The following is a 15,110-nucleotide window of genomic DNA, read 5'->3' on the forward strand; positions in this document are numbered from 1 at the left end:
GTCAGGCGTCCCGTAGGAACCGGTCGAGGACGCGGACGCCGAACCGCAGCGCCTCGACGGGCACGCGTTCGTCGACGCCGTGGAAGAGGGCCTGGTAGTCGAGGCCCTCGGGCAGCTTCAGCGGCGCGAAGCCGTAGCCGGTGATGCCGAGCCGCGAGAACTGCTTGGCGTCGGTGCCGCCCGACATGCAGTACGGCACGACGTGCCCCTCGGGCGCGAACTCCTGGACGGCCGCCCGCATCTTCGCGTACGTCGGCGAGTCCAGCGGCGCCTGGAGCGCCACCTCGCGATGGTCGAACTCCCACTCCACGTCCGGCCCGGTGAGCAGGTCGAGGGTGTCCCGGAACTCCTGCTCCCAGCCCGGCAGATAGCGCCCGTCGACGTGGGCCACGGCCTCGCCCGGAATGACGTTGATCTTGTAACCGGCGTCCAGCATGGTCGGGTTGGCGCTGTTGCGGACGGTGGCCTCGACCAGCTTGGCGGCCGGGCCGAGCTTCTCCAGCAGCCGGTCCACGTCGTTCAGGTCGGTGTCGATGCCGTACAGCGCGGCGAGTTCGGTGAGCGCCGCGCTGACGGTCGGGGTGAGCCTGAGCGGCCACTCGTGCGCGCCGATCCGGGCGATCGCGGCAGCCAGCCGGGTCACCGCGTTCTCACGGTTCACCTTGGAGCCGTGTCCGGCGCGCCCGCGCGCGGTGAGCTTCAGCCAGCCCGTGCCGCGCTCACCGGCGGCGATCGGGTAGATCTCGCGGCCCGTCCCGTCGTGGAAGGTGAACGCCCCGGACTCGCTGATGCCTTCTGTACAGCCCTCGAACAGCGCGGCGTGCCGGTCGGTGAGGAATCCGGAGCCGTCCTCGGCGCTGGCCTCCTCGTCCGCGGTGAACGCGATGACGAGGTCCCGTCGGGGCCGTACGCCCTGGCGGGCCCAGGACCGCACGACGGCGAGGATCATCGCGTCCATGTTCTTCATGTCGACCGCGCCCCGGCCCCAGACGACCCCGTCCCGCACCTCCCCGGAGAACGGGTGCACGCTCCAGTCGGCGGCCTCGGCGGGCACGACGTCCAGGTGACCGTGGACCAGCAGGGCGTCGGCTCCCGGATCCGTGCCCTCGATCCGGGCGACCACGTTGGTCCGCCCCTTGGTGCGCTCCAGGAGCGTGGGCTCCAGACCCGCCTCGGCCAGCCGCTCCGCCGCGTACTCGGCGGCGGGCCGCTCCCGGCAGTCGCCGCCGCCCCGGTTGGTGGTGTCGATGCGGATGAGGCCGGAGGTGAACTCCACGACCTCGTCCAGTGCCCGCTGATCAGCCATACTGCTCCTCCACGGCGGCCGAGACGACAGTGGTGACCGCCTTGAAGGTGCGGATCCCCTCGTACATGGTCGCGGAGGTGTACGCCACCTTCCGCTCGCCGATCCGGTCGACGCCCGGCACGACGGTCGCCGCCATGGCCAGGTGCTCGGCGTCGAACTCGACCGCGACGGTGTACGGCCCGGAAGCGACGGGCTCGTGGCGCACCGCCAGCGAGGCCGCCGCCTTCGCCGCGGCGCGGATGTCGGCGGCGGTCCTGGCCGGCGTACGGCACACCGCCGCGTACCGCGACACATGGTCCTTCACGGCGACCTTCAGTGCCTCGGGCGCGTACCCGAGCGCGTCCTCGCACGCCACGTCGTCGCCGGTCACCAGCACCACGGGCACCCCGTACTCGGCGACGACATGCGCGTTCAGCAGTCCCTCACTGGCCCGTACGTCGTTCAGCCACACGCCGGTGATGGAGTTCGCGAGGTAGGTGTGCGCGAGGACGCCCTCGGCGCCGGCGCCCGCGTGGTAGCCGACGAACGCGATCCCGTCCACGTCCCCGCGCTGCACGCCCTCGACCATCGACAGCGACTTGTGCCGCCCGGTGAGCATCTCCACCCGCTCGTCCAGCTGCTCCAGCAGCAGATTGCGCATGGTCCAGTGCGCCTCGTTGACGAGTACCTCGTCGGCGCCGCCGTCGTAGAAGCCCAGCGCGGCGGCGTTCACGTCCGAGGTGAACATCAACCGGCAGCGCTCCCACTGGGGTGTCCCGGGCAGCACGTCGGCCGGCCAGGTGACACCGGTGGCGCCCTCCATGTCGGCGCTGATGAGGATCTTCATGGTGCGTCACGTTACGCGGAGATTCGACGGGCTGCCAGGACTCGCGGCGCCCTTCAGCCGCTCAGCCGGTGCGGCCCGCCACCAGCCACTTCGAGGGCAGCTCGATCCGGGTGCCGTCCGGCGCGGACTCCGTGGTCGTCAGCGGCAGTTCACCGCTCGCCAGCACGGTGAGGCCGGCCGCGCCGAGGTACTCGGGCACCGCGGCGTCGGCGACCTCGCCGGGCGCGATGCCGTGTCGGAAGACCGGGACGAGCTTGGCCGGCGGACCGTCCGGGCCCTGCGCCAGGCCGCGCAGGACGAGCCCGGCGGCCTCGGCGAGCTCGACGAGGAAGACCCGGCCGCGCTCCCCGACCAGGGTCGCGATCCCGTCGGCCAGCGACTGCCGGTCGGCGGGCTCGCACTGGTGCAGTACGCCGCGCATGTACACGTTCGCGTCGCCGAGCTCCTTGTGCAGGGCCTCCGTCTCGGCCTTGTCGGCGGCGTCCAGCACGCGGTAGTCGGCCTGCCCGGCCGGGTCCCCCCGCTCGGCGTGCGCGACGGCCGCCGCGGACAGGTCGACGCCGAGGACGCGCGGGAAGCGGCCGGCGAGGAAACGGGTCTGGGTGCCGTTGCCGCAGCCCAGGTCGACCATCGGCAGCCCCGCGTCGGCCAGGTGCGACTCGAACAGGGCGACATGCCGTCCGGCGGTCAGCGCGGGCTCGGCGTCCCAGAAGACGGAGCCCTGCTCACCGGGCGCCTCGCGCCAGAACCCTTCCCAGGCCTCCCGGTACCGACTCGTCACGCTCATGGCCAACTCCCCAGGTCCGACGCCGTTTTCCCGCCGCAGGTGACGGGCCAGTACGGTCTATCGCGCCCGGAGCGCGGTCACAAGCACACGGCACGTACGAAGCGCATACCTTCACGGCTCGTTCGACCGGCGTACGCCGCCCTGGTGGACGAGTCAGCGGCGCGGCAGCGTGAGTTCGAACCAGACGGTCTTGCCCGCCCCGGTCCGGCTGGCGCCCCACTCGCGTGCGAGGGTGCTGACCACGCGCAGTCCGCGCCCGGTCTCGTCGCCGGGCCCGGCGCTGAGCAGCGTCGGCAGGTCGTGGTCGTCGTCGTCCACCTCGCACAGCAGCGTGTCGCCACGCACGAGGCGCAGTTCGACCGGCCCGCGGTGGGAGTGCCGTACGGCGTTGGTGACCAGCTCACTGACCATCAGCTCGGCGTTGTCGGCCAGATTCGCCAGGCGCCACTCGTGCAGTTGCTCCCGGACCACCGCGCGGGCCCGGCCCACCTCGGCGGGGTCGAGGGTGAACCGCCACTCGGCGACGTCGTCGGGCGCGATGCCGTTGAGGCGGGCCATCAGCAGGGCCACGTCGTCCTTGCGGCCGCCGCGGGTGTTGAGGGCGCGGATGATGGTGTCGCAGGCGTCGTCCATGGACGCGGCCGGGTGGGCGGCCGACTCGCACAGCGTGGCGAGACCGACGCCGATGTCCTCACCGCGCACCTCGACCAGCCCGTCGGTGCACATCACCAGCCGGTCGCCGGGCTCCACGCGCACGCGTACCGCCTCGAACGGCACCCCGCCGACGCCGATGGGCGCGCCGGTGGGCAGATCGAGCAGCTCGCTGTGGCCGTCCTCGGCACGCACCAGCACGGGTGGGATGTGGCCGGCGTTGGCGATGTGGAGCTCGCTCGCGATCGGGTCGTACACGGCGTACAGGCAGGTCGCGAGGTACGTGTCGCCGAGCCGCTGGGCGAGGTCGTCGAGGTTGCGCAGCAGCTGCGCGGGCGGCAGGTCGAGGGCGGCCATGGTCTGCACGGCCGTACGCAACTGGCCCATCATGGCGGCCGAGTTGAGACCGTGTCCCATGACGTCGCCGACGACGAACGCGGTGCGCGCGCCGGGCAGTTTCACCGAGTCGAACCAGTCGCCGCCGACCCGTCCGAGCAGGGTGCCGGGCAGGTAGCGGGTGGCGATGTCGCAGCCCGCCATGCGGGGCGGGATGTGCGGCAGCATGCTGTCCTGGAGGGTCTCGGCGACGCTCTCCTGGAAGGTGTACATGCGCGCGTTGTCGAGTACGAGGCCCGCGCGGGCGGCGAGTTCGGCGCCGGTGACGCGGTCCATGTCGTTGAACTCGGCGCGCTCTGGATGCCGCAGCAGGATCATGAAGCCGAGCACCACATGGCGCGCCTTCAGCGGTACGACGAGCATGCTCCGGCCGGTGATCAGCGGCCGGATGTCGCGCTTTTCGAACTGCGAGGCGATGGCATGGCCCATCTGCTCGCTGATCCGGGGCACCAGGACGGGCTCGCCGCTGGTCATGCACTGGAAGAACGGCGTGTGCGCCGGGAACGGCATGGCCTCGCCGACGGGGACGACGTCGTCCCAGCGGCCTGGCTCGTCGGTGTGTTCCAGGGCCACCCGGTGCCACATGGTGGTCGTGTCCGGCACACCGTCCGGGAAGCCCTCGCCCGCGACGACCTGTTCGCGCAGATAGGTGCCGGCGACATCGGTGAAGCGCGGCACGACCGCCTTGCTGACCTCGACGATCGTCCGCGCCAGATCGAGCGAGGTGCCGATCTTCCCGCTGACCTCGTTGAGGAACTCCAGCCGCTCCCGTACGGCCACGTACTCGAGGTCCTCGGCCTCGTCCCGGAGTTCCTCCGGTACGGACTCGCCGGCGGCCATGGCCGTCGCGAGCCGCTCGCGGCGTGCCCTGCGCTCGGCGCGCCGGGGCACGCCCCAGTCGGGGGTGACCGGAACGCGGTCGTTCTGGCTGAACTCCAGGATCGGGTAGCCCAGTTCGAGGACCTGCGCGACGATCCGGGCGCTCTCCTCCACGCTCATGCTGGGCAGGATCTCGGGGAGCCTGCGGGCCAGTTCGTCGGCGCCGGGGAAGTCGGTGTGCAGGGCGAAGGCGGGCGCGATCCGCTCGACGGCCGCGTCCTCGCCCGTCCGGTCCAGGCGCAGGGCGGCAGCGTCGGCGGCGAGCACCAGCAGCCGCTCATCGCCGGGCCCCACCAGCGGGTACGCCCACCACAGCACGTCGACCCGGCCGCCCTCGGGCACGGTGAGGCGGGCGCTGCCCGCCGCCGGGTAGGACAGTCCGCCGTCGAGCGAGACCCCGAGGTCCGGGCCGAGACCGTCGTACGCCCCGTAGGGTCCGTACGGAGAGTCCTCCTGGTCCGCGGGCAGCGCGCCGGATACGGGCAGCAGATCGCTCACCGGGCGGCCGATCGCGGACTCCTTGGCGGTGCCGAACAGCCGCCGCGCACCGGTACTCCAGTGGGAGACCAGGCCCTCGCGGTCCACGACGACCACGGCCAGCGGGACACGTCCCGCGGGCACACCGCTCCCGGCCAGGTGGCTGGGAGGTGCTTCCCGGTCGGTGCCATGCTCCATGGCCCAGGCCCTCTCTCCCCACGACTGTGCAAGATCTGCGCCCCGGTCACCACCGTACGGCGCGGCCCGTGCGCGATGTGCGGCAATACGGGAATTGGTGTCCCCGGGCGCGCGGGCGCGCGGAAGTGCGCCCCCGCAGGGCTCAGTCCTCGTGGCCCAGCTGGAGGTCCCGTTCCGTGCGCCCCCCACCCGCCACCTGGAGCACGGTCGCCACGGGCGGATACCCGGCCGCGATGACCGTGTACTCGCCGGAGGACAGGTCGACGAACCGGAACGTGCCGTCGGTCCCGGTGGTGAGGGTGTCGACGACGTTGCCGGCAGCGTCCAGCAGGGTCACGCGCGCGTCCTCCACGGGCCGCCCGCCGCTCGCCCGGACCGTGCCGCGCAGCACGGCACCGCCGGCGAGTTCGACGTCCTGCCGGGTCTCGCGGGCGGCCTGGACGGTGACGGGGAGGGCGGCGGGGCGGAACGCGGGCGCGCTGGCGGCGAGGGTGTACTCGCCGGCGACCAGTTCGGTGATGACGTAGCCGCCCTCGCGTCCGCTGCGGGTACTGGAGACGACCTCGCCGTGCACGTTGGTGAGGGTGACGGTGGCGTCCCGTACGGGCGTGCCGTCGGCGGTGAGGACGCTCCCGGCGAGGCGTCCGGCGCCGCCGAGGACGACGTCCAGCTCGACGGGGCGCTCGCCGACGGACACGGAGACCGCCTGCGGCTGGTGTCCGCCCGCCGCCGCGATCAGGACATACGACCCGGAGCCGGGAGTGGCCAGTGCGTAGCGTCCGTCGTCGCCGCTGGCGCCGCGCCCGATCTGCTGTCCGGCGACGTCGATGAGGGTGAGCGCCGCGCGCGGGACGACGGTCCCGTCGGGGTGCTGCACGGTGCCGCAGACGGCGATTCCGGCGGCGTGCGGCGAACGGGCGTGCGGGATCGAGGCGTTCACCGGCGCGGTGTCCGTCTCGGGGGTGTGGTGGGTCACCAAGGGTTTCTCCTTGAGGAAGAACGTCAGGAGCAGGCCGACGGCGAGCACGGGCACGAGGTACAGGAAGATCCTCGGCATGGCGTCGGCGTAGGCCTGGACGTAGCCGTCGCGCAGCGCCGGGGGCAGTGCGTGGACGGCTTGCGGGGTGATGGACTCGGGGTCGGGCAGGGCGGACCCCGCGCGCGGGGGCACTCGGTCGGCGAGGGCGTCGGTGAGCCGGTCGGCGAAGAGGGTGCCGAAGACGGCGGCGCCGACGCTGCCGCCGATCTGCCGGAAGTAGTTGTTGGCGCTGGTGGCGGTGCCGAGGTCGGCGGGGCGCACGGAGTTCTGCACGGCGAGGATCAGCACCGGCATCACCATGCCGATCCCGGCGCCGAGGACGGCCATCCAGACGCTGTAGTGCAGCCGGGGCGTGTCGGCTTCGAGCCGGGAGAGCAGCCACATGCCGGCGACGGACAGGGCGCAGCCGAGGATCGGGTGAGCCTTGTAGTGGCCGGTGGCGCTGATGAGCTGTCCGGAGATGATCGACGCGATGACGATGCCGCCCATCATCGGCAGCATGAGCAGCCCGGACTCGGTGGCGCTGGCCCCGTCGACCATCTGCAGGAACGTCGGCAGATAGCTGGCGGCGCCGAACAGGGCGACACCGACCACCAGGCCCACCAGGCCGGTGACGTTGAAGACCGAGTCGCGGAACAGCCTGAGCGGGATGAGGGGTTCGGCGGCGAAGTGCTCGGCGATCAGGAACAGCGCGGTGGCGGCCACGGCCGCGACGGTGAGGCCGAGGATGACGCGGGAGTCCCAGGCGTACTCGGTGCCGCCCCAACTGGTCAGCAGGACCAGGCAGGTGGAGGCCGCCGTGAGCAGCAGCGCGCCGAGGATGTCGAGGCGGGCTTTGACCTCGGGTTTGGGGAGTTTGAGGACGACGGCGACGACGGCCATGGTGACCAGGCCGAAGGGCACGTTGATGTAGAAGCACCAGCGCCAGGAGAGGTGGTCGGTGAAGTAGCCGCCGAGGAGCGGTCCGGCGACGGAGGCGAGGCCGAAGGCGGCGCCGATCAGCCCCATGAACTTGCCGCGCTGCCTCGGCGGCACGATGTCCGCGATGATCGCCTGCACGCCGATCATGAGCCCGCCCGCGCCGACGCCCTGCACCGCGCGGAAGGCGATGAGTTGGTCCATGGTCTGGGCGCGGCCCGCGAGGGCGGAACCGACGACGAAGACGACGATGGCGAACTGGAAGACGCCCTTGCGGCCGAGCAGATCGCCCAGCTTGCCGTAGATCGGCAGTCCGACGGTGGCGGTGAGCAGATAGGCGGTGATCGCCCAGGACATCTTGTCCAGGCCGTGCAGCTCGCCGACGATCTTCGGCAGCGCGGTGGCGACGATCATCTGCTCCAGGGCGGCGAGGAGCAGGGCGAGCATCAGGCCGAAGAAGACCAACCGCACGCGGCGCGGGCCGAGTTCGACGGCATGGGCGGGCGGTGGCGGCGGGAGCCGCGGGGGCGCCGCCGCGACCGGTTCGTCCTGCACCAGAGTCGTCCCGCCCACGTGCCGCTCCCCTCGTCGCGCTGTTGCACAATTCCCGCGTAAAAGCGACAACTACCAACAAGCGCGACGAGTTACGGCATCATGCCGCCCGGCGCGGAATCCACTCGAACCGGTGAGAGGCCAACAGCCTTTCGAGACCGGCCTCTTGGGTTACCTCGCGAGTTGCCTCCGGGGTTACTTCTCCACCTCGGCGGCGAGCTTGGCGAGGATCGCATCGTAGATCCGGCCGAGACCCTTGGGTGCGAAGGTCTTCTCGAAGAAGCCGCCGATGCCGCCGGCGCCGGTCCAGGTGGTGGTCACCACGACCCGGGACTTGCCCTCGCCGGCCGGGGTGACCCGCCAGACGGTGACCATGGAGGAGTTGCGGTCCTTCTCGACCAGTTCGCCGTCGGCCGGCTCGGTGACCTCCAGGAGGCAGTCGCGGACGCGCTTGCTGGTGGCCTGCAGCTTCCAGTGGACGAGGGTGCCCTCGCCGTCGCCGCCCTCGCGCACCTCGTACTCGCTGAAGTGCTCGGACAGCAGGTTCGCGCGCGTGCCGCTGTAGTCGGCGAGGGTGTCGAACACCTTCTCCGGGTCCGCCGCGACGACCCGCTCCGTAGTGGCCTCGACCTGCGCCATTGAGTTCCTCCAGCACCTGAGTTCTCGGGGTTGGGGAAAGCCAACCACCCCGGTCCCCGGCCGCCAAATCGGGGGCCAGGAAGTGATCGATCGGGTTTCGCCACGCGATCGGAGGTGACACTCGCACGATCATGGGAACACATGTTCTATTGTGGGGCCAGTGCTACCGAGGAGGCGTCATGCGCTGGGAGAACCTCACCCTGGGATCCGGCGACAGCCCTGCCGACGCCGCGCTGTTCGGCGCGGACGCGGTGATCACCCGTACCTTCGACACCCCCGAGTTCGCCGGCATCACCTTCCACGAGGTGCGGGCCCGGTCGATCATCAACCGGGTGCCGGGGGCCTCCCGCATGCCCTTCGAGTGGACGGTGAACCCCTATCGGGGCTGCACGCACGCGTGCGTGTACTGCTTCGCCCGCAAGACCCACAGCTATCTGGACCTCGACACGGGCCTCGGCTTCGACTCGCAGATCGTGGTGAAGGTGAACGCGCCGGACCTGCTGCGCCGCCAGCTCGGCTCGCGCCGCTGGCAGGGCGAGCACATAGCGATGGGCACCAACGTCGACTGCTACCAGCGCGCCGAGGGCCGCTACCGGCTGATGCCGGGCATCCTGGCCGCCCTGCGCGACCACGCCAACCCCTTCTCCATCCTGACCAAGGGCACGCTGATCCTGCGCGACCTGGAGCTGCTGACACAGGCGGCCCAGGTGACGGACGTCGGCATCTCGGTCTCGGTCGGCTTCACCGATCCGGCACTGTGGCGCACGGTGGAGCCGGGCACGCCCGCCCCGGAGCGGCGCCTGGACGTCGTACGGACGCTGGGCGAGCACGGCATCGGGTGCGGGGTGCTGATGGCGCCGGTGATCCCGTTCCTGAGCGACCACCCGGCCCAACTGCGGGCCACCGTGCGGGCGATCGCGGCCTCCGGGGCCACCTCGGTCACCCCGCTGGTGCTGCATCTGCGTCCGGGGGCGCGCGAGTGGTTCATGGCCTGGCTCGGCCGTGAGCACCCGCACCTGGTGGCCCGCTACGAGCGGCTGTACGCCGACGGCGCCTACGCCCCGAAGTGGTACCAGCGCCGGATCACCCGTCAGGTGCACCAGCTGGCCGAGGAGTACGGCATCGGCCCGACGCGCGCGGGGATGCCCCGCCGGATCCGGGAGCCGGAGCCCGCCCCACCGGCGATGCCCGAACAGACTCAACTTTCGCTGATCTGAGAGCGTTCGAGCGCAACTCTCGGCCCAATCGGGTCAAGAACGGGCAGAACAGGTTCTTCCAGGTGCTCTCTCCGGGACGATGCGGCGAGGACCGCGGGATGCGCGGTTCGCGAACCCTCCGTTCCGGGAGGACCCCAAGCGTCCTGGGAGGACCCCATGAAGAAACGCGCAGCCGCGCTGTGCGCCGCCGCCGTCGTGGTGGCCGGGACGTTCACGGCCGTCCCCGCCCGGGCGAGCGCCCCGCACACCGCGAAGCTCACCTGGAAGAAGTGCGGCACCGAGGACTATCCGACGCTCCAGTGCGCGTCCTTGCAGGTGCCGCTCGACCACGCGAACCCCGACGGGCGGAAGATCACCCTCGCTCTGTCCCGCGTCCCGCACACCGCGAAGAAGTACCAGGGCCCACTCCTGGTCAACCCCGGCGGGCCCGGTGGCAGCGGTCTGACCCTCGCCGGGTTCGTCGCGTCCACGCTGCCCAAGGCGGTGGCGGCCCAGTACGACGTCATCGGCTTCGACCCGCGCGGCGTCGGCGCGAGCAAGCCGGCGCTGAACTGCGCTCCCGGCCACTCCCAGCCCGTACGCCCCGACTCCCTGCCCACCACCCCGGCCGTCGAGCAGGCCAACCTCACGCGCGCGAAAGCCTTCGCGGAGGCCTGCGGCAAGAAGTACGCGCGCGAGCTGCCGTACATCACCACGCCCAGCGCCGCGCAGGACATGGACTGGATCCGGCGCGCCCTCGGAGCGCCGCGGATCAGCTTCTTCGGCTACTCGTACGGCACCTACCTCGGCGCGGTCTACGCCAGGCTGCACCCGGACCGGGTGCGGCGCATGGTCCTCGACTCGGTCGTCGACCCCACCGGCGTCTGGTACGACAACAACCTCATGCAGGACCACGCCTTCAACGACCGGCACCGGGCGTTCATGGCGTGGGTCGCGAAGTACGACGGCACGTACGGGCTGGGCACCGATCCGGAGAAGATCGAGGCCAAGTGGTACGCGATGCGGGCCGCGCTGGCCAAGAAGCCCGCGGACGGCACGGTGGGCCCGGCCGAGCTGGAGGACACGTTCCTGCCCGGCGGCTACTACAACGGCTACTGGCCGTATCTGGCCGAGGCGTTCGCCGCGTACGTCAACGACAAGGACCCCGCCGCGCTGGTCGAGGCGTACGAGAACTTCGGCGCGGTCGACGCCGCCGGGGAGAACAGCTACAGCGTCTACACCTCGGTGCAGTGCCAGGACACCGACTGGCCGCGGGACTGGCGGCAGTGGCGCAAGGACAACTGGGCGGTGCACGAGAAGGCGCCGTTCATGACCTGGAGCAACACCTGGTACAACGCGCCGTGCGCGTTCTGGCCGGCAAGCGCACTGCGGCCGGTGAACGTGGCCAACGACCAGGTGCCGCCGGTCCTGCTGTTCCAGTCGACGCACGACGCGGCCACGCCGTACCAGGGCGGTGCGACGGTCCACCGTCTGCTACGCGGCTCCAGCCTGGTGGTCGAGGCGAACGGCGGAAACCACGGCATCACGCTGAGCGGGAACGCCTGCCTGGACCGGCACCTGGAGGCCTATCTGACCGACGGCACGGTGCCGCGCGGCCATGACGACGAGGCCGACGCGGTGTGCGCGGCACTGCCCGACCCGAAGCCGCTGACCGCGAAGGTCGCCGGGGACTCCCGGGGCTCGACGCTGCACCGACTGCTGGGCTTCCGCGGCTGAGCCGTGAGGTAACGGCCCGTCGGGGGCGTTGTCAGTCCCATGGTCCACCATGGACGCATGAGTGAGCCGACCAGGATCCCCGCCCCCGACGGGGTCGCCGCCACCACGGAGGACTCGCCCGTGGTCACGGGCAACGGCCTCTTCGTGGCCGCCTCGGCCACGAAGGAGCCGCACATCCGGGAGCTGACGCTCGCCGACTGCGACCGGGTGGCCGAGATCCGCGTCGGCGGCTGGCAGTCCGCGTACCGGGGCCTGATGCCGCAGTCCTACCTCGACGCGCTGAGCGTGCCGGAGGACGCGGCACGCCACCGCACCCGCTTCGGGCAGGGCGACGGCAGTGTGGTGAACCTGGTCGCGGAGCGGAGGGGCGAGGTCGTCGGCTGGGCCTGCCACGGCCCCTACCGGGACAGCGAAGTGCGCACGGCCGACGCCGAGTTGTACGCGATCTACGTGCACCCCGAGCGGTACGGCGAGGGCATCGGGCAGGCCCTGCTGACGGAGTCGATACGCCGTTGCCGGGCCGCCGGTCACCCCCGCATGCTGCTGTGGGTCCTCCGGGACAACGCCCCCGCCCGGCGCTTCTACGAGCGGGCGGGCTTCGCGCCGGACGGGGCGCAGGAGCCGTTCGAGGTGGAGGGGGTGAAAGTGCCGGAGGTGCGGTACGCGCGGGAGTTGGCGGAGACCGGGGAGGACGCCCGGCGCTGACGTACCTCCCTCACCCCCGCCGCTGCCCGGGAATCCGCGCGAGTGCCGCCACCGCGGCCTCCGCCAGGGCCGGATGTGCGAGGGCTTCGTTCAGTACGGGCCTGGCCCGGGTGTCCCCCAGTGCCCCAAGGCCCTCCACGCAGGCGAGGGCCACGCGGCGGTACGGGTCGTGCGGGCGGAGCCGGCGTCGCAGCGTCGTGATCAGGGCGGGGACGGACTCCGGGGCGCGCAGCTCGACGAGCAGGCGTACCGGGTGCAGGGCGTAGGCGACGCGCAGTTCGTTCGTGGCGAGGGCGGCCGCCGCGCGGGCGGTGCGTGGATCGCCGAGGCGGGCGAGGGCGTGGGCGGCGGAGGCGCAGCGCGGTGGGTCGCGGTGGTTGAGGAGGAGGACGAGGGCCTCGAAGGCCCGCCGGTCGCCCGCGAGACCCAGCCGGAACGCCGCCAACTCCCTGGCCCACAACGGCTGCCCGGGCGCGGTGAGCACGTCGGCCAGTGCGTCGTGATCCTCGGTCGCCGTCAGCCGCTCGTACTGCGCGGAGTCCCCGGACTCTTGCCGTAAGCGCTCCGTGAGCGATCGCAACTCTTCGTCCATGACGCGAGAGTACAAACGATCTCGGCTCAAGGGACCTACATCACAAAGACAAGGGGCTGGCGCGCTCGTTACCCGCGAGTTAAGCTCAGACGAGCGAGTTACCCACTCGCATTCCTGCTTGCGACGGCCTGGTGACGCAGCCGCCGCGAGAGCAGTCGGTTCGGTACGCCAAGTACCGCTGTACGACTCGGCCACGGGACAGGGCCGGTCGGTCATCACCGTTCTTCGGACGTGTGCACGTCCTCAGCGACGGAACCGGGCGTGTGCGCTCGCAGCCCGGCAATCACCCGCACTCCGCACGCACCCGGTGCGCCCTCGGCGCACCGGGCCGCGTTCCCAGTCGTCACCCTCATTTTCCAGGAGTCCGCGATGGCCACTCCCCTGTCCGACAGCCCTCTGTCCCCGCTCAAGACCATTGCCGTGGTCGGCCTCGGCACCATGGGCACCGGCATCGCCGAAGTCCTGGCGAAGGCCGGCCGCGAGGTCGTCGGGATCGACATCAGCGAGGCCCAGGCGGTGCGCTGCGTCGCCACTCTGGAGTCCTCCACCGCCCGCGCCGTCGAGCGCGGCCGCCTGACCGAGGAGGAGCGGGCGGACGCCCTCGCCCGCGTCCGCACCTCCACCGACCTGCGGGCTGCGGCCGACGCCGACCTGGTGATCGAGGTGGCGCCGGAGTCGTACGAGATCAAGCAGCAGATCTTCCGCGAGCTGGACGGCATCGTGCGCCCGGAGGCGATCCTGGCGACCGGCACCAACGCGCTGTCCGTCACGCGACTGGCCGCCGATTCGGCCCGCCCGGAGCGGGTGCTGGGCCTGCACTTCTTCAACCCGGCCCCGGCGATGCGGCTGGTCGAGGTGGTCTCCTCGGTGCTCACCGCGCCGCAGGCCGTCGCCGCGGTCACCGACCTCGCGATCCAGCTGGGCAAGGAGCCCGTGGCGGTCGGCGACCGGCCCGGATTCGTGGCCGACGGGCTGCTGTTCGGCTACCTCAACCAGGCCGCCGCGATGTACGAGGCGAAGTACGCCTCCCGCGAGGACATCGACGCCGCGATGCGGCTCGGCTGCGGACTGCCCATGGGTCCGCTCGCCCTGCTCGACCTGATCGGCATCGACACCGCGCGCACGGTCCTGGACGCCATGTACGCCGCGTCCCGCGACCGCCTGCACGCCCCCGCGCCGATCCTGAAGCAGCTCAGCGAGGCGGGCCTGACCGGCCGCAAGGCGGGCCGGGGCTTCTACACCTACGAGGCTCCGGGCAGCGGCACCGTCGTCCGGGACGCGCTGACCCCGCTCTCCGGTGAGCTTCAGGTCCCCGGCCGCCCGGTCCGCTCGGTCGGTGTCGCGGGCTCCGGCACCATGGCGTCCGGCATCGCCGAGGTGTTCGCCAAGGCCGGCTACGAGGTGGTCCTCGCCGCCCGCAGCGAGGAGAAGGCGCAGGCCGCCAAGGCCCGCATCGGCAAGTCGCTGTCCCGCTCGGTCGACAAGGGCCGGCTCACCGCCGAGGCAGCGGCGCAGACGCTGGACCGGATCACCCCTGCGGCCTCCTACGACGCCTTCGCCGACGTCGATCTGGCGGTCGAGGCCGTCGCCGAGGACCTGGAGGTCAAGCGGCAGCTGTTCGCGGCGCTGGACAAGGTCTGCAAGCCGGGCGCGGTCCTGGCGACGACCACCTCGTCGCTGCCGGTCGTGGCCTGTGCCCGCGCCACCTCGCGTCCGCAGGACGTGATCGGCATGCACTTCTTCAACCCGGCGCCCGCGATGAAGCTGGTCGAGGTCGTCCGCACGGTGCTGACGGCCGACGACGTCCACTCGACCGTCCGCGAGGTCTGCGGGAAGATCAAGAAGCACGCGGTCGACTGTGGCGACCGGGCGGGATTCATCGTCAACGCGCTGCTCTTCCCGTACCTGAACAACGCGATCAAGATGGTCCAGGACCACTACGCGTCCCTGGACGACATCGACGCCGCGATGAGGCTGGGCGGCGGTTACCCGATGGGCCCCTTCGAGCTGCTGGACGTGGTCGGCCTGGACGTCTCGCTGGCCATCGAGAAGGTCCTGCACCGCGAGTTCCGCGACCCGGGCCTCGCCCCGGCACCGCTCCTGGAGCACCTGGTGGCCGCGGGCTGCCTCGGCCGCAAGACGGGCCGCGGCTTCCGCGAATATGCCCGGCGCTGAGCGGCCCGGCGACTGGTTCCGAGCGGGTGTGGAGTGG

Annotated in this window: 11 protein-coding genes; 4 read left to right on the plus strand and 7 right to left on the minus strand. The window is 71.8% G+C overall.

What is annotated here, in order from left to right:
* Nucleotide 1: 1 nt before the first annotated feature.
* The 6 genes from I2W78_RS05125 to I2W78_RS05150 form a co-directional block, all read right to left on the minus strand.
* Nucleotides 2-1,306 carry a M20/M25/M40 family metallo-hydrolase gene (locus I2W78_RS05125; RefSeq protein WP_196457350.1) on the minus strand — a complete coding sequence of 435 codons (1,305 nt, stop codon included), beginning with the start codon at nt 1,304-1,306 and terminating at the stop codon, nt 2-4.
* Nucleotides 1,299-2,132 carry a M55 family metallopeptidase gene (locus tag I2W78_RS05130; RefSeq protein ID WP_196457352.1) on the minus strand — a complete coding sequence of 278 codons (834 nt, stop codon included), beginning with the start codon at nt 2,130-2,132 and terminating at the stop codon, nt 1,299-1,301. Before I2W78_RS05130 ends, I2W78_RS05125 begins: the two co-directional genes overlap by 8 nt.
* A gap of 61 nt (nt 2,133-2,193) precedes the next feature.
* Nucleotides 2,194-2,919, minus strand: a complete 726-nt coding sequence (locus I2W78_RS05135; RefSeq protein WP_196457354.1) for a class I SAM-dependent methyltransferase — start codon at nt 2,917-2,919, stop codon at nt 2,194-2,196.
* 153 nt (nt 2,920-3,072) lie between these two features.
* Nucleotides 3,073-5,520: an ATP-binding SpoIIE family protein phosphatase gene (locus I2W78_RS05140; protein ID WP_196457356.1), complete on the minus strand. Its 2,448-nt coding sequence runs from the start codon at nt 5,518-5,520 to the stop codon at nt 3,073-3,075.
* A 142-nt stretch (nt 5,521-5,662) separates the two neighbouring features.
* Complete coding sequence (locus I2W78_RS05145; RefSeq protein WP_196457358.1) at nt 5,663-8,050, minus strand: MFS transporter; 2,388 nt, start codon at nt 8,048-8,050, stop codon at nt 5,663-5,665.
* 174 nt (nt 8,051-8,224) lie between these two features.
* Entirely contained in the window at nt 8,225-8,668 is a 444-nt protein-coding gene (locus I2W78_RS05150) for an SRPBCC family protein (protein ID WP_196457360.1), read from the minus strand.
* Between the two features lie 179 nt (nt 8,669-8,847).
* Between I2W78_RS05150 and I2W78_RS05155 the strand changes: the two genes are divergently transcribed.
* The 3 genes from I2W78_RS05155 to I2W78_RS05165 all read left to right on the plus strand — a co-directional run bounded on the left by I2W78_RS05155 (nt 8,848) and on the right by I2W78_RS05165 (nt 12,306).
* Complete coding sequence (locus tag I2W78_RS05155; RefSeq protein ID WP_196457362.1) at nt 8,848-9,885, plus strand: Rv2578c family radical SAM protein; 1,038 nt, start codon at nt 8,848-8,850, stop codon at nt 9,883-9,885.
* 156 nt (nt 9,886-10,041) lie between these two features.
* Nucleotides 10,042-11,601: an alpha/beta hydrolase gene (locus I2W78_RS05160; RefSeq protein ID WP_196457363.1), complete on the plus strand. Its 1,560-nt coding sequence runs from the start codon at nt 10,042-10,044 to the stop codon at nt 11,599-11,601.
* Between the two features lie 57 nt (nt 11,602-11,658).
* Nucleotides 11,659-12,306, plus strand: a complete 648-nt coding sequence (locus I2W78_RS05165) for a GNAT family N-acetyltransferase (RefSeq protein ID WP_230885331.1) — start codon at nt 11,659-11,661, stop codon at nt 12,304-12,306.
* Nucleotides 12,307-12,316: 10 nt separating this feature from the next.
* Here the strand turns inward: I2W78_RS05165 and I2W78_RS05170 are convergent, their stop codons facing one another.
* Nucleotides 12,317-12,898 carry an adenylosuccinate lyase gene (locus tag I2W78_RS05170; protein WP_196457367.1) on the minus strand — a complete coding sequence of 194 codons (582 nt, stop codon included), beginning with the start codon at nt 12,896-12,898 and terminating at the stop codon, nt 12,317-12,319.
* Between the two features lie 369 nt (nt 12,899-13,267).
* Between I2W78_RS05170 and I2W78_RS05175 the strand changes: the two genes are divergently transcribed.
* Nucleotides 13,268-15,073 carry a 3-hydroxyacyl-CoA dehydrogenase family protein gene (locus tag I2W78_RS05175; RefSeq protein WP_196457369.1) on the plus strand — a complete coding sequence of 602 codons (1,806 nt, stop codon included), beginning with the start codon at nt 13,268-13,270 and terminating at the stop codon, nt 15,071-15,073.
* Nucleotides 15,074-15,110 lie beyond the last annotated feature (37 nt).

It is taken from the genome of Streptomyces spinoverrucosus (assembly GCF_015712165.1).
GTDB classification, from domain to species: Bacteria; Actinomycetota; Actinomycetes; order Streptomycetales; family Streptomycetaceae; genus Streptomyces; species Streptomyces spinoverrucosus_A.

Bases quoted from the DNA above. Each gene is read 5' to 3' on its own strand.
- I2W78_RS05160 (WP_196457363.1), top strand. From the start codon at position 10,042: ATGAAGAAACGCGCAGCCGCGCTGTGCGCCGCCGCCGTCGTGGTGGCC.
- I2W78_RS05150 (WP_196457360.1), bottom strand. From the start codon at position 8,668: ATGGCGCAGGTCGAGGCCACTACGGAGCGGGTCGTCGCGGCGGACCCG.
- I2W78_RS05125 (WP_196457350.1), bottom strand. From the start codon at position 1,306: ATGGCTGATCAGCGGGCACTGGACGAGGTCGTGGAGTTCACCTCCGGC.
- I2W78_RS05170 (WP_196457367.1), bottom strand. From the start codon at position 12,898: ATGGACGAAGAGTTGCGATCGCTCACGGAGCGCTTACGGCAAGAGTCC.
- I2W78_RS05140 (WP_196457356.1), bottom strand. From the start codon at position 5,520: ATGGAGCATGGCACCGACCGGGAAGCACCTCCCAGCCACCTGGCCGGG.
- I2W78_RS05130 (WP_196457352.1), bottom strand. From the start codon at position 2,132: ATGAAGATCCTCATCAGCGCCGACATGGAGGGCGCCACCGGTGTCACC.
- I2W78_RS05175 (WP_196457369.1), top strand. From the start codon at position 13,268: ATGGCCACTCCCCTGTCCGACAGCCCTCTGTCCCCGCTCAAGACCATT.
- I2W78_RS05165 (WP_230885331.1), top strand. From the start codon at position 11,659: ATGAGTGAGCCGACCAGGATCCCCGCCCCCGACGGGGTCGCCGCCACC.
- I2W78_RS05135 (WP_196457354.1), bottom strand. From the start codon at position 2,919: ATGAGCGTGACGAGTCGGTACCGGGAGGCCTGGGAAGGGTTCTGGCGC.
- I2W78_RS05155 (WP_196457362.1), top strand. From the start codon at position 8,848: ATGCGCTGGGAGAACCTCACCCTGGGATCCGGCGACAGCCCTGCCGAC.